Below are 14,376 nucleotides of genomic sequence, written 5' to 3'. Positions count from 1 at the left end.
CGGTGGAGACCCGTCGTCTCCGTGACAAAGGAGTCAATCGATGCAGACCAAACCTCTATTCGCCGCCTTCATGGCGATACTGATCAGCCTCGCCCTGAGTGGTTGCGTCTCGCAACGCCCCACCCAAACTGCTGCCACCATCGATCCGTCGAACGCCACCGTCGGAGTATCCATGCCCACCAAGTCTCTGGAGCGCTGGAATCGTGATGGCGCCCACCTATCCGAAAAGCTGACGGGGATGGGCTACAAGACCACGGTGCAGTATGCCGATAACAAAACCGATGTTCAGATCAGCCAGCTCCAGAACATGATTACCCAGAACGTCGACGTCTTGGTCATCGCCCCCATCGATGGGACCGTACTCGGGCCGGTGATCGCACAGGCGAAGGCGAAGCACATCCCCGTCCTCGCCTACGACCGCCTCATCGAGAACACCGACGGCCTGTCCTACTATGTGTCCTTCGACAATTTCCACGTCGGTGAACTGCAAGGCGAGTATATCGTCGAGAACCTGGGCCTCGACAAAGGCAAGGGCCCGTTCAACATCGAGATCTTCGGTGGTTCGCCTGACGATCCCAACGCGGCGCAGTTCTTCGCTGGCGCGTGGAGCAAGCTGCAGCCCTACGTGGCCGCTGGAAAGCTCGTGTCTCCGTCTGGCAAGGTTCCGGCCAGCCCAACCGACTGGAAGAAGATCGGAATCCTGGGCTGGGATTCCTCAAAAGCCCAGTCGGAGATGCAGACCCGCCTCAACTCCTTCTATATCGGCTCCACCAAGCTGGACGTGGTTCTTTCCCCCAACGACTCCTTAGCCCTGGGCATTGAGCAGGCCATCGGCGCGCGTGGTTTCAAACCGGGTAGCAACTGGCCCCTGATCACCGGACAGGACGCAGACAAGGCCAACACTCTCAACATCCTGGCCGGTAAGCAGGCCATGACGGTGTGGAAGGACACCCGGCTGTTGGGCGACCGTGCCGCACTGATGGTGGACCAACTAGTCAAGGGCCAGACCGTTGAGATCACTCCAGGCAAGGAGTACGACAACGGCAAAGTGAAGGTCCCCACCTTCCTGCTCACCCCTACTGTGGTCACCGCCGACAATGTGCGCAGCACCGTGGTCGAAGGCGGCTTCTACTCAGCAGCCGAACTGGGACTGAAGTGATCGCCATGAACGACACCACCCAGGGCCCGGTCATCCTGGAGATGAAGGGCATCGAGAAGTCCTTCGGCCCCGTCCACGCCCTTAAACGGGTCGACCTGGCGGTACGCCGCGGCGAAGTCCATGCCATCTGCGGGGAGAACGGCGCCGGAAAGTCGACCTTGATGAAGGTGTTGTCAGGGGTCTATCCCCACGGCAGCTTCGGCGGCGAGATCATCTACGACGCCACCCCGGCGAAGTTCAGGACCGTACGAGACTCCGAAGCGGTGGGGATCGTGATCATCCACCAGGAACTTGCGCTGTGTCCAAACCTGTCGATCCTGGAGAATATCTACCTGGGCCAGCAGCCCACCAAGCATGGCCGCATCCAGTGGGGCGCCATGCGCACTGAAGCTGAGCGTCTCCTTGCCAAGGTTGGCCTTGATGAGGATCCCTCCACCCTGGTGGGTTCCATCGGGGTGGGCAAGCAGCAGCTCGTGGAGATCGCCAAGGCCCTGTCTAAGCGTGTGAAGCTGCTGATCCTGGACGAACCCACCGCCGCACTGAACGATGACGACTCTGCACAGCTCCTAGAACTCGTGCGCCAGCTACGCGCTGAGGGAGTGACATGCGTGATCATCTCCCACAAGCTCAACGAGATCGCTGACATCGCTGATGTCACCACCATTATTCGTGATGGGGAAACCATCGAGACCCTGCCCATGCATGGACCAGAGGCCGCAAACGAGGACCGCATCATCCGCGGCATGGTGGGCCGCAGCCTTGACAATCGCTACCCCGACCACACACCAGACATCGGCGCTGAGCTCCTGCGTGTCGAAGAGTGGAGCGTGGAGCACCCCCACATCCCAGGACGGCTGTCCTCCGACAACATCTCCATCTCCCTGCACCGCGGAGAAATCGTCGGGATCGCCGGCCTGATGGGAGCGGGACGCACCGAACTGGCCATGAGCATCTTCGGGCATTCTTTTGGCCGCTACCGCGGCGGTAGGGTCCTGCTCGAGGGTCACGAAGTAGACACTTCCAGCGTGCCCAAGGCCATCGCCAACGGCATCGCCTACGTCTCTGAAGACCGCAAGGACCTTGGACTAAATCTCATCGGTCCGATCCGGGAGAACGTCTCTGCCTCCGGTCTGGGCAAGCTGACACGCCACGGAATCCTGGACCTGCACGGCGAAAGAGAAGTCGCCAACACATACCGCCGAGACCTCAACATCAAGACCCGCAGCGTGGAGACAACGGTCGCAAACCTGTCGGGCGGAAACCAGCAGAAGGTGTCCTTGGCGCGGTGGATGTACACCGACCCTCAAGTGCTAATCCTGGACGAGCCCACCCGCGGAATCGACGTCGGTGCGAAGTTCGAGATCTACACGATCATCAACGAGCTGGCCGACAGCGGCCGCGGAGTACTGGTCATTTCCTCGGAAATGCCTGAGCTGATCGGTCTGTGTGATCGCATCTACACCCTTAATGAAGGCCGCCTTACCGGCGAAGTCGCCCGACCCGATTTCAGTCAGGAGACGCTGATGCGTCTTATGACCGCGACCAAGGAAGTTGCAGCATGAGCACCCCCATCACGCCTCCGGCCTCCCCCGACAACCACCCCACTCTTGGCCAACGGTTCGCCAGCCTCAACCTGCGCGAGTCCGGGCTCATCATCGCCCTGCTCGGGCTCATCGTGCTGTTCCAAGTCCTCACCGGCGGTCGACTACTCGCCCCCGACAACATTGCGTCCCTGGTGCAGCAGAACGCCTACGTCATGATCTTGTCGATCGGTATGATGCTCGTCATCATCGCTGGCCATATCGACCTGTCCGTCGGCTCCACGGTCGCCATGATCGGTGGTGTTGTCGGTATTGCAATTGCCCAGTGGCACGTCTCGTGGCCCCTCGCCATTCTCCTGGCCCTGGCCGTCGGTGCCTTAGTTGGCGTTTGGCAGGGGTTTTGGATCGCCTACATCGGCATCCCTGCCTTCATCGTCACCTTGGGCGGCATGCTCGTCTTCCGCGGCTTCGCCCAGCTGTTGGTCGGGCAGACAATCTCGGGTTTCCCCGGCGCCTTCATCAACATCGGCAACGGGGCCCTGCCTAACTTTCTGGGCTTCACCAACACCCCAAGCCTCGGCTACATAGACGGTGTCACCCTGCTCATCGGCACCCTGGCTGCAGGAGCAACCCTGTTCACTGCTCAGCGCCAGCGGCGCATCGCTGCTTCCCGCAACATCCCGCTAGAGAGCCCAGCCCTATTCTGGGGACGCACTATCGGCATCGTCGTCCTGCTGCTGCTGCTGGCCTACCGGTTGGGCCTGTCCACGGATGGCTTCCCTGTCGTCCTGGTCATCATCGCCATCCTGATAGCCATCTTCACGTTTGTGCTCCGCAGCACCCGCTTCGGACGGAACATCTACGCCATCGGTGGGAACTACCGCGCCGCGGAACTGTCGGGCGTCAACGTCAAGCGCGACACCTTCCGGGTCTTTGTCCTCATGGGCACGCTCGCCGCCCTCGCCGGGGTGGTTGTCACATCGAGGGCTGGGGCTGCCGTGGCCGCCGCTGGCACCAGCTACGAACTCGACGCTATCGCCGCCTGCTTTATCGGAGGCGCCGCCGTGACGGGCGGCGTCGGTAGGATCTCCGGCGCCATCCTTGGCGCCCTGATCATGGGTGTGCTCAACATCGGCCTGTCCATTCTCGCCGTCGACCCCGCATGGCAGATGGCAATCAAGGGCCTGGTCCTTATCGTCGCCGTCGCGTTCGACCTTCTCAACAAGCGCAAGTCAGGGTCTCTCAGCTGATACCTGACTGAGCCATCAGGAGCGGCTCGTCCCCGACCACAGCCTGAATACTGCAGTCGAAAGTCGGGGGCGAGCAACGCCCACACCGTCTCGGCCATCTGCCGCAGTCAGGCGCTGGCCCGCCGGGCTAGGCGTTCTTGCTATCAACGGCGGGCCAGAGGTGAGAAAAGCGACCAAAGATGGCAGGGGGCAGACCACGGCCAACGCCCGGACCTATGAGGGGCGATCCAGGATCCCCACCGAGGCGGTGAGGCGCGCTGACCCGCCAATTCACGATTGCCGCAGCAGTCCCGCCATGCCGGGCGCGCCATCCGCGCCGACGGACATGGCACCAGCGCCCACAGCCGCCCCCCGAATGCGCCAGTGCGCCAAGGCCTGCATCGGCGTCGGCCCGCGCTCTGAGACACAAGAAATCGTTGCTCTCGGCTAGGGCTGCGCCCGGCAGCTGATCGCCATTTTGACAGCCTCTCAATACGCGCTGGAAGAAATTCCGATTTGTCTCGACCCCGCTACCGCTGCCGATTCAACCTCCCCGCTCAGCTGAGGCAGCGCGGCAGTTGCGCCCTGAATCGAGTTTTTTGGAACTCTTGACATACGGAATAGCGGGTCATAGTGTGAACGAATCGAAGCGGTTCGATGGCACAAGGGGGTGCAGATCGATCATGGTGAACATCAGCGACGTTGCCCAGCGGTTGGGCGTCAGCCGGTCAACCGTGTCCTACGCCTTGAGCGGGAAGCGCCCGATATCGGAAGAGACAAAAGAGCGAGTCCATGCCGCTATCCGCGAGATGGACTTCTGGCCCTCTGCAGCTGGTCGCGCGCTTGCCACTGCAAGCACCCAGATCCTTGCGGTGCTCGCCCCTATGGCAGCCAATGCCACCCCAGAAGTCGCCCTCCAGTTCGTGAACGGTGTTGTCCAGGCTTCGCGCGCATGCGGCTATGACGTCCTCCTGGTGACCGGGGACGAATCGTTCCGCAGTGTGCAGCGACTAGTTCGAGCGAAGCAAGTGGATGGATTTATCGTCCTCGACGTCGAAGAGCATGATCCCCGGACCAAGGCACTACAGGATGCGGGGGCCGTGGCGACGCTCGTCGGAATGCCTCCCGAGGCGGGTGACCTGGATCGTGTGGACGTCGACTGGGGTGAGGCAGGCGCACTACTGATAGCGGAGTTGGCCAAACTCGGCCACCGTTCGATCTGCTTGTTAGGAGCGCCCGAGGCCGCTCACAAACTTGGCATGACCTACGCCGCCAGATTTCGCAACGGTGTGCGTGATGCCGCTGACAGCTCGGACGTACGAGTGGTCGAAGTTGCTGCCGTCAACGATTTCTTCGAAACCGTCCGAACTGTTGAGTCGTTGATGGCTAGACATCCTGAGATGACCGCGTTCGTCGTGCAGCACGAAGCGGCCACGGCCCCCCTGTTCTCTGCGCTGAGCAATGCAGGCGCACAGGTTCCCCTGGACTACTCCGTCGTGGGTGTTTCCATCGACAAGCTCGGACTCAACTTTGCCCCTCCTGTCTCCGGAGTACGAAATCCGTCATCGGAGATGACACGTGCGGCCGTGGAGATGCTGGTGGATCGACTGCAGCACCCGGCCAGGGATGCGCAAACTCTTTTGCTGCGTCCCGAGTATGCCGACCACGGCACAACTGCACCATCCCGCACCACGTAAACGGATCTCAACTACCGCGGATGAGGACCATCGGAATATTCGTTTACACCTAAATCGAACCGGTTCGACAGCAGAATTGAGATAAGAACGATGAAGTTCACAGATGGTTACTGGATTAAGAAACCGGGCTACGTGGTCGAGCACCCACGCCAGATCCAGGAAATTCTTGCTACAGATACCGGTCTGGTGGCGTATGCCCCGACTCGGGTGGTCCGCCGCCATGGTGACGAGTTGGACTCACCAATACTCACCACCACTATCGATGCTCTGGCGCCAGACGTGGTGAGAGTACGCCTGGAACATTTCCAGGGTGAGCCTGACTTGACGCCGTGCTTTGAGCTCGCCGACCTGGATGCGACACCGCAGGCCACAGTCGAGGGATGCACGGCAATTTTGCGCACCGGGGATCTCCAGGTGCATGTTTCGGGGGCTGATCAGTACATGGTCTCCTTCCGCGCAAAAGGCAAGGAACTGACTTCCGCAATTCCCCGCAGCACCGGGCTGGTTACCATCCCGGATGGCCAGACGTTTGTACACGAGCAGTTGACGCTCGCTGTAGGAGAAGCGGTCTACGGGTTGGGCGAGCGATTTGGCCCGGCCGTCCGTAACGGGCAAAGCGTCGACATCTGGAATGACGACGGTGGAACCGCCACGGAACACGCCTACAAGAATGTCCCCTTCTATCTCACCAACGCTGGGTACGGAGTTTTCGTCAACCACACCGAGCGAGTGTCGCTGGAGGTGGGCTCGGAAATCAACACGAGAGTCCAATTCTCGGTGCCTGGTCAGAAGCTCGAATACATCCTGATCTACGGACCCACCCCCAAGGACATCCTTCGCAAGTACACGGCCCTAACCGGACGGGCACCACAGGTGCCGGCATGGTCCTACGGGTTGTGGCTCTCCACTTCGTTCACTACCGACTACAGCGAGGAGACGGTCAACGGCTTCGTGGACAAGATGGAGGAGCTGGAACTCCCCCTCAGCGTCCTCCACTTCGACTGCTACTGGATGCGGCCCTCGCATTGGTGTGACTTCACCTGGGATCCGGCAAAATTCCCAGATCCTGAAGGGATGCTGTCCCGTTACCACGAGCGGGGCCTCAAGGTGTGCGTGTGGATCAATCCGTACATCGGTCAGCGTTCCCATTTGTTCGCAGAGGGTAAACGACGTGGATACCTGCTCAAACGCCCCGATGGCGCCGTGCGCCAATGGGACCACTGGCAGTCCGGCATGGCCTGGGTCGACTTCACGAATCCGGACGCTACTGCCTGGTGGAAGGGCGAACTGAAGAAGCTCCTCGCCCAGGGAGTCGACTCCTTCAAAACCGACTTTGGTGAGCGCGTGCCTACAGATGTGGTCTGGCACGACGGCTCCGATCCCCACAAGATGCATAACTTCTACTCCTACCTCTACAACAAAGCCGCCTTCGAGGCGATCGCTGAAGTCAAGGGTGAGGACGAGGCCCTCGTGTTCGCTCGAGCCGCCACGACAGGCGGACAGTCCTTCCCCGTTCACTGGGGTGGCGATTCGGAACCCACCTTTGTGTCCATGGCCGAGACCCTTCGAGGCGGGCTCTCCCTGGGATTGTCCGGTTTCGGATATTGGAGCCACGACATGGGCGGATTCGAGGGCACGCCGACAGACGACGTGTTCATCCGATGGTTCCCGTTTGGAATGTTGTCCTCCCACAGCCGTCTTCACGGGTCCCACTCCTACCGAGTTCCGTGGAACTACGGAGATAAGGCGGTGGAGGTGGCCAGACGCTTCATAGCGCTGAAGAACAGGCTGATGCCCTACCTGCTCACCCACGCCCAAGAGATCACGGACGCCGGGACGCCCTTGATGCGTCACATGGTGCTGGAGTACCCGAATGATCGCGGCGCTACACATGTCGATACCCAGTACCTATTGGGTCCGGATATCTTGGTGGCTCCCGTTTTTACGGCCTCAGGTGAAGTTGACGTCTACCTTCCCACTGACGGGTGGACCGACATTCTCTCGGGCGAGCACTTCACGCGGCGCGGATGGGTACATCAGACCCATGGTTTGGAGACCCTCCCGCTCCTTGTTGCCGACGGAACAGTATTACCGCTCGGAGCAGTGACAGACCGTCCAGAGTACGACTGGTGCAACGAGCTGTTGCTGTACATCGTCAACCCGACCGAGGGGACAAAAATTGTGAGGGCTCCCCACCCCGATGGAACTTGGGCCGAGTTCACGGTCTCCCGCAAGGGTGCAGATATGACCGTGAGCGCCGCTGGCACCTCCCAGCCGTGGAAAGCCGCCATCGTCGGTGCCTCCATCGAGAACCTAGTTACGGGACGGAGCGCAAAGGACGTTCCCGCATCGGAGATTATCGGCGGAACTGTGCTGGAACCTCAGGACAACGTCCTCGTGTTTCGCCTGGCCTGAGAACGCAACAATCCCTACCCACCCACCAGAAGCACGACGAAAGTAGAGAACCCACATGCGAAACACGTCCTCCACCCCCCGGCGTCCCAAGCTTGCCATCGCCACGATCGCCACCATCGCCGCGGGCACACTCGCATTGTCCGCCTGCGGAACCAGTAATGCCCCTGGCACCTCCGACGGGACCGCATCGGGCCCTGTCGTCCTGGAGGTCTGGGACTACCTCGGTCAAGGGGCCAGCCACACTGCCATGGAGAGCGCGGTGGCGGCCTTCGAGTCAGCCAACCCCGGAGTCACTATCAAACGGACTTCATTCGCTTACTCCGATCTCGCGAAGGCCATCGTCCAGGGAGGCGTGGGCGGATCGGTTCCCGACGTTGCTGTAGTCGACGTCGTCGACACCCAGAACTTCGCATCGCTGGGCCTCCTCAAGGACATCACCCCCATCGCCGGCAGCAAGGCAAACGAGTTCTTCCCCGGCCCTTGGCAAAGTACGCAGGTGGACGGCAAGACGTTTGGCCTGCCACTCAACAGCAACAACCTTGCACTTTATTACAGCAAGGACAAGTTCAAGAACGCTGGCGTCGAAGTCCCCACCAACTGGGAGGAACTTCGTTCCACGGCGAAAAAGCTAAGCTCTGGCGAGGAGCAAGGTATCGCGATGAGCGGGGTCAAGAACGAACAGGGAACCTTCCAGTTCCTGCCTTTCCTATGGCAGACCGGTGGCGACCTAGACAGCTTCGCAACCGACGGCGCGACCGCCCTGCAGTTCATGAAGGACCTTATCGACGACGGTTCGATGTCAAGTTCAGTGGCCAACTACTCCCAGGAAGATGCGCGGACCCAGTTCCTCAACGGTAAGGCCGCCATGATGATCAACGGTCCGTGGGAACTCCAGAACCTCAAGGATGCTAACGTCAATTACGGTGTTGCCAAGCTGCCTGCAGGCAAGGTGGCTGCTACCGGCCTCGGCGGCGAGAACGTCGTCGCCTTTGATCAGGCCAAGCAGCCTGCAGCGGCTGTTGAATTCCTGGAGTACCTGACCGGCAAGGAAGGTGCGAAGACATTCTGCGATGAGTCTGGACAGCTCTCCAGCCGGGTAGACCTGAAGGGCGAACTCAAACTTTCGAGCGATCCCGACATGCAGGTTTTCGAATCTCAGCTTGATGTTGCGCATGCCCGCGCCTATGGCGCCAAGTACAACGAGATTTCTGCAGGTATTCAGGAGGCGCTACAAAAGGTCCTCACCGGAGCAGCCACGGCCACGGACGCTGCTGCCTCTGCCGCCCAGACCATCACGCCGCTCCTTCCCTGATCATGTCCACCCGCTCCGCACACAGAGCGGCCAACACGCCACCCAAACGTCGGTCTACACATCAGATGCAGATCCGACGTTTGGGCCTGGCGTTGGCAGCCCCGGCCGTAATCTACATCGCGATATTCCTCGCGTTCCCGCTGCTGTACAACATGTACTTGAGCGTCACTGATGCGTCAGGCGCGAATCTGATCTCAGGGTCCCTTCCCTTTGTGGGGTCGGAGAACTACGCCAAGGTACTTGGCAACCCAGATTTCTGGGACTCCGCCCTACTCAGTCTGATTTTCACGGTTTCGTGCTTGGCGCTTCAGTATCTATTCGGATTCGTCCTAGCTCTGTTCTTCCGCAAACCCTTCCCAGGCAACGGGCCAATTCGGGCTCTACTGCTGGTGGGTTGGATCCTACCGCCCGTCGTCACAGCGACTATCTTCAGGTGGATGTTTGACAGCGACTACGGCGTTCTCAACTACTTCATGATGAGCCTCGGTCTAACCGATGAACCCGTCCGCTGGCTGTCGCAGGGCAGCACCGCCATGCTGGCTGTCATCATCGCTAACCTGTGGGTAGGGATCCCGTTCAACATGCTTTTGCTGCTATCCGGGCTGCACCTCATTGATGAAACGCTCTACGAAGCTGCCGCAGTCGATGGCGCTTCCCGGTGGCAACAATTCACGAACATCACTTTCCCTATCATGAGGCCTGTATCCATCTCAGTCCTCCTGCTCGGTGTCATTAATACCTATAAGGTCTTCGACCTCATTTACACCATGACACGCGGCGGCCCCGTCAATTCCACAACCACACTGCCCATCTACACCTACTTGGAGACTTTCAGCTTCTTCCAGTTCGGAACCGGCGCTGCTGCGTCAGCCGTGACGCTGATCCTCCCCTTGACCCTGTCCTACTTCTACGTCAAGAGCCTCAACGAGGAGGAGAGATGAGCAGTATCGCTATGCCCGCCGACCACGTCCAGTCGGCGAAGCGCAGCCGGGTTTCGATTAAGCGGCGCCAGACCGTGGTCAAGTCGACCGTCGCGTGGCTTATCGCAGCCGCATATCTCTTCCCGGTGTACTGGATGGTGAACACCTCATTCAAAACGGGCAAAGATATGTTTTCCGTACCTCCCCAGATGTTCCCTGCAGACCCATACCTCGGGTCCTATAAAGCAGTTTTCTCCACGACGTACGGCATCCCGCAGGCTTTCCTGAACAGCACGATAATTGCCTCGTCCGTCTTGATCCTGACGCTGTGTATTGCTATACCGGCATCCTATGCAGTCGCAAGATTGCGTAGCGGCATTACAACATCGATGATGATCATGCTGACGGTGGTTCAACTCCTGCCTGCGATTGCAATCTCCGTACCGCTCTTCGTCATGTTCCGACAAATGGGTCTCACCAACTCTTACATCTCCGTCATCCTCGCGGACATCTCGGTAACACTGCCTTTTGCCGTCATCTTGCTGAGACCCTATTTTAAGATGTTTCCGGTGGAAGTAGAGGAGGCCGCTAGACTGGACGGACTGGGGGTAGTTAGCACGATCATCCGAATCATAATCCCCACGATCAGGCCCGGGATCATTATGATCGGTTCGTTCGCCTTCCTTATGGCGTGGGGAGAATTCACCTTCGCCCTTACGCTCACGACTGAACAGACCATTCAACCACTCACGGTGGCGCTGAACAGGATCATCGGCCAATACGGCACGGCCTGGAACGACCTCATGGCTACTGCCGGGATTATTGCGGCCCCAGTCCTGGTGATCTTCGTCGTCATGCAGCGATACATCGTGGCGGGGCTAGCGGGCGGCGCCACCAAGGGCTAAGACGAGGCCTTAACCGGGGACCTCCGAACGGCAGGCCGCAACCGCCGATCTCACCGGTCAGGACCGCGGCAGTAGGACCCGTCGCTGAGGTGCGCGAATGTACGGACATCAGGTCTGTCAGCGCGCACCTCAGCTCGACCTGTGGCGGGCCACTTGGCCGACGCCTGCTACCTACCACTCCGAAACGCACTAGGAGATCTTCGTGCCGGAACAGGGGCTGACCAAGGCTCACACACGTCCCCTCGTCCGATTCACCCACTGTCCGGAGCGAACCGGTCAATAGCGCAGGGTCATAACGTCGAGGCGCACCAAAGGTCTCAGGGGTCAACAGCAGTGCCCACCAGAATTTTCGCGTATTTCGAGTCGACACCGAGAAGGTGTGTCAAGTCTTTTCTCAAATCAGGCAAACCTTTAAAAGCCTCTGCGACCGTTACACGACTGGAACTAGGCGCTTGCAGCACCGGCACCCCCGCTGAGCGGGACCCTAGTACAAACACTCGACGGCGACTTTGCGGGACACCAAAACCGGCAGCATTAACAGCATCGCCAAAACCAGTAAAGAGATACCGCCGTTGACTGTAAGTCGGCGGACCTTGACCATTTTGGTTCGTTCGGTCAACCCCCCCCCGGTCCGAGTCGCGAGTGGCCAAGAAGTTCTACGCCGACCGTAACGCCACTATGGTGTCTCGCCGCGTGAACGACTTCGCGCGGCAGCTCGAAGAACTCAACGCTGACCAGATCCGCAAGCCTCTTGTCTGAGAGCACCTGGGTCGCCACCTCACCGTTTGGGGTGCGAGTCCACCCCATCACCGGGGAACACAAGCTCCACACCGGCACGGGCTAGTCCGCCCCGATAGCACCCAGATCTTCGCGGCCGTCGACGGGGTGGTCGCTCACACCTCGATGTCCGGCGGGTAGGGCGGGCTGATCATCATCGAACACACCATCGGCGGACAGAAGGTCGCCACCGCCTACGTCCACCTGTGGGAGACCGGCCTTCACGTCAACGTCGGTGACCAGGTCACCGCCTGGCAACAGATCGGCGATGTCGGCTCCGCCGGCTACTCCACCGGTCCCTTCTGCTGGTCGCGATCGTATTCGCACCCCTCGCCTTCTCGGGTTCCTCATGGGACGCCACCCGCGGATGGGTCAGCAAGTGGGCCATGTTCGTCGTCGACATCCGCAAGAAGAAGTCGAACACATCTCCGACCAAGCCCAACGCGCCGAAGTCGAACAAATCGAAGACGCCTCCCAGACCGCCGGATACCACGACGTCCTCCAACAAGAAGCCGACCTCACCGCTGGCACGGCATCCTGCGCTACACCGGCTGATCACCATCACCGCCACCACGATCGAAGACCTCGACGCCCACGTCACCGCCCTCGAACAAGCCGCCATCCAAGCCAAATGCGAAACCCGACTCCTCGCCGGACAACAAGCCCAAGCCTTCACCGCCGCAGCCCTACCCCTCTGCCGACAGGTCTGACGACGAGGAACGGTGGGGTCATTCGGGCACTTTGACGAGGCAAAAGCGATGGCCTGCGGGGTCAGCGTAGATGCGCCAGGCTTTCGGGCCGGGGTCCAACACGTCAGTCAGTGGGTGGCCACCTGCGGCTTCGACGGCGGCACCCGCCTCCGAGAGGTCATCGACCAGCAGGTCAAGGTGAACCTGCAGCTCCCCTCTATGACCCGCCCACTGCAGGGGTTCGTAATCGGAGACACGATGGAAGGAGAGGCGTCCGACCGACTCCCAGTCCAGCGTCAACCACTGGTCATCACCGGTGGCCGGTACAAAAAACGAGTTGGGTAAGGCCGTCGGACTGCTGACATCTTCACGCTAGGACGCATCACTTGACCAGCCGAACGCTCTTATCGGGGTGCAGGGTGCTCGCCGCGTGCTGCCTGATCAAGCGCATGGGCAAAGCGGGAGTTCATCGGGTCGTGCAGGTCGAACCACTCGATCGCTGCGAGTTCGTCGACATGCACTCGATACAGCTCAGGCCACACTTCCCCAAGAACTTCGGTGTTGGTCGGTGTCGCGTATCCCAATGCGTCGCCGGCGAGGGGAACCAGCCGATCGCCAAAGTGCGTCAACGTGTTCCAGAGCCGGTGCCGCCCGTTAATGATGGGCTCGAACCAGGGGTCGACACAGACTGCTTCGGCGGCAGAGAACCAAGAGTTCACGATGTGCCGCTCAGCCTTCGTCAGAGTTTCTGGTGCCGGGATCGTCACCATCCCGTAGTACGTGTCGTCATCTTCATCGATGGTCCACCGCCCCGCGGCAAGCTCGTCCCCGACGAGGGCAACGGCATAGGCAATCAGTCTCCAGCGCTGCTCGGAGGTGTCACTCCAACGAGGTTCACGGTGATCCTCCTGATCCGGGTCTTCGAGCACCCATTCTCGAACGTGCTGCGCTGCGCCTCTCCACCAGAACCCGGGCATCCACACAGGAACTGACAACTCCATGAGCACCTCGCATCCGTCGACATCGACTGTCCTCCATCACAGCCATTGGAGGACACCATCGCACAGCTCTCTCCTAGGCAAAATCCGCCGCTGCGTAGAGAGGACTGTTGGGATGTCGACGTTTGTTGATCCGGTTGCTGATGCTGCTGAGGCCTATGAGGGGTTGCGCGGGTTGGCGCACGCGCTACCAGCGCAACTCCCTCAGCCAGGCCCAAGCCGTGCACGTCCGGAAGGTCCTCAACGATCTCTTCGACCAGCACGAAGGATTCTGCGAGGACGAACGCAAGCCCCTGACCGCCCAGCGCGACAAGCTCGAAGCCGAACGCCTCAAACTTGTCCAAGCCCACTACGCCGACGCGATCCCCCTCGACCTCCTCGATATCGAACAAGACCGCATTCGCGCCAGCCTGGACCAGCTCACCGAACTCCTCGACGACCTCTACAACAAGTGCGAACCGGCCGAACGACGCATCCTCAACCGTGCCCTGTTCACCCGCACCACCATCGACGACGACGAGAACGCCACCTACACACCCGACGAGCGCACCGCCATCGACCTCGCCCACACCGATGTCCCGGCCCAAGTCAGCGCAAGAACAAAAAAGCCCCGCCAGCAGGCGGGGCAGATTTGGATTATCAGGTCCTGCGTGGACGTAAAGGGACTCGAACCCCTGGCCTTTCGCGTGTGAAGCGAACGCTCTAACCAACTGAGCTATACGTCCGTTCGGCGC

Annotated in this window: 10 protein-coding genes, 1 tRNA gene and 3 pseudogenes; 10 read left to right on the top strand and 4 right to left on the bottom strand. The window is 60.3% G+C overall.

Features of this window, described 5'->3' with window-relative positions:
• Positions 1-40: 40 nt before the first annotated feature.
• From G9V96_RS01235 to G9V96_RS01190, 10 genes and pseudogenes are all read left to right on the top strand, one after another.
• Positions 41-1,159, top strand: a complete 1,119-nt coding sequence (locus G9V96_RS01235) for a substrate-binding domain-containing protein (RefSeq protein WP_168581402.1) — start codon at positions 41-43, stop codon at positions 1,157-1,159.
• Positions 1,160-1,164: 5 nt separating this feature from the next.
• Positions 1,165-2,721, top strand: coding sequence for a sugar ABC transporter ATP-binding protein (locus G9V96_RS01230; protein ID WP_168581401.1), 1,557 nt, complete (start codon positions 1,165-1,167; stop codon positions 2,719-2,721).
• The gene (gene mmsB, locus G9V96_RS01225; RefSeq protein ID WP_168581400.1) at positions 2,718-3,950 is read left to right on the top strand and encodes a multiple monosaccharide ABC transporter permease; all 1,233 of its coding nucleotides are present in this window, start codon (positions 2,718-2,720) and stop codon (positions 3,948-3,950) included. The genes G9V96_RS01230 and mmsB overlap by 4 nt, the downstream gene beginning before the upstream one ends.
• Positions 3,951-4,612: 662 nt before the next feature.
• The gene (locus G9V96_RS01220; protein WP_168581399.1) at positions 4,613-5,626 is read left to right on the top strand and encodes a LacI family DNA-binding transcriptional regulator; all 1,014 of its coding nucleotides are present in this window, start codon (positions 4,613-4,615) and stop codon (positions 5,624-5,626) included.
• A gap of 90 nt (positions 5,627-5,716) precedes the next feature.
• The gene (gene yicI / locus G9V96_RS01215; protein ID WP_168581398.1) at positions 5,717-8,041 is read left to right on the top strand and encodes an alpha-xylosidase; all 2,325 of its coding nucleotides are present in this window, start codon (positions 5,717-5,719) and stop codon (positions 8,039-8,041) included.
• A 55-nt stretch (positions 8,042-8,096) separates the two neighbouring features.
• The gene (locus tag G9V96_RS01210) at positions 8,097-9,353 is read left to right on the top strand and encodes a sugar ABC transporter substrate-binding protein (protein ID WP_168581397.1); all 1,257 of its coding nucleotides are present in this window, start codon (positions 8,097-8,099) and stop codon (positions 9,351-9,353) included.
• Positions 9,354-9,418: 65 nt separating this feature from the next.
• Positions 9,419-10,294, top strand: coding sequence for a carbohydrate ABC transporter permease (locus G9V96_RS01205; protein ID WP_210424437.1), 876 nt, complete (start codon positions 9,419-9,421; stop codon positions 10,292-10,294).
• Positions 10,291-11,178, top strand: coding sequence for a carbohydrate ABC transporter permease (locus G9V96_RS01200; RefSeq protein ID WP_168581395.1), 888 nt, complete (start codon positions 10,291-10,293; stop codon positions 11,176-11,178). Before G9V96_RS01205 ends, G9V96_RS01200 begins: the two co-directional genes overlap by 4 nt.
• Positions 11,179-12,102: 924 nt before the next feature.
• Positions 12,103-12,195, top strand: a pseudogene (locus tag G9V96_RS15285) (hypothetical protein); the annotation flags it as partial.
• 166 nt (positions 12,196-12,361) lie between these two features.
• Positions 12,362-12,665: pseudogene (locus tag G9V96_RS01190) on the top strand (SCO6880 family protein); the annotation flags it as partial.
• An 18-nt stretch (positions 12,666-12,683) separates the two neighbouring features.
• On the opposite strand, the pseudogene G9V96_RS01185 reads toward G9V96_RS01190, so the two are convergent.
• From G9V96_RS01185 to G9V96_RS01170, 4 genes and pseudogenes are all read right to left on the bottom strand, one after another.
• A pseudogene (locus G9V96_RS01185) lies at positions 12,684-12,950 on the bottom strand (VOC family protein); the annotation flags it as partial.
• Between the two features lie 98 nt (positions 12,951-13,048).
• Positions 13,049-13,414 (bottom strand): hypothetical protein, encoded by a 366-nt coding sequence (locus G9V96_RS01180; RefSeq protein WP_210424436.1) that lies wholly within the window; start codon positions 13,412-13,414, stop codon positions 13,049-13,051.
• Between the two features lie 83 nt (positions 13,415-13,497).
• The gene (locus G9V96_RS14925) at positions 13,498-14,211 is read right to left on the bottom strand and encodes a hypothetical protein (protein WP_210424435.1); all 714 of its coding nucleotides are present in this window, start codon (positions 14,209-14,211) and stop codon (positions 13,498-13,500) included.
• A gap of 82 nt (positions 14,212-14,293) precedes the next feature.
• Positions 14,294-14,367: transfer RNA gene (locus G9V96_RS01170), tRNA-Val, on the bottom strand.
• Positions 14,368-14,376 lie beyond the last annotated feature (9 nt).

The sequence above is a fragment of the Gephyromycinifex aptenodytis genome, from assembly GCF_012277275.1.
GTDB lineage: Bacteria > Actinomycetota > Actinomycetes > Actinomycetales > Dermatophilaceae > Gephyromycinifex > Gephyromycinifex aptenodytis.
This window is presented reverse-complemented; position numbering and strand designations above follow the sequence as displayed.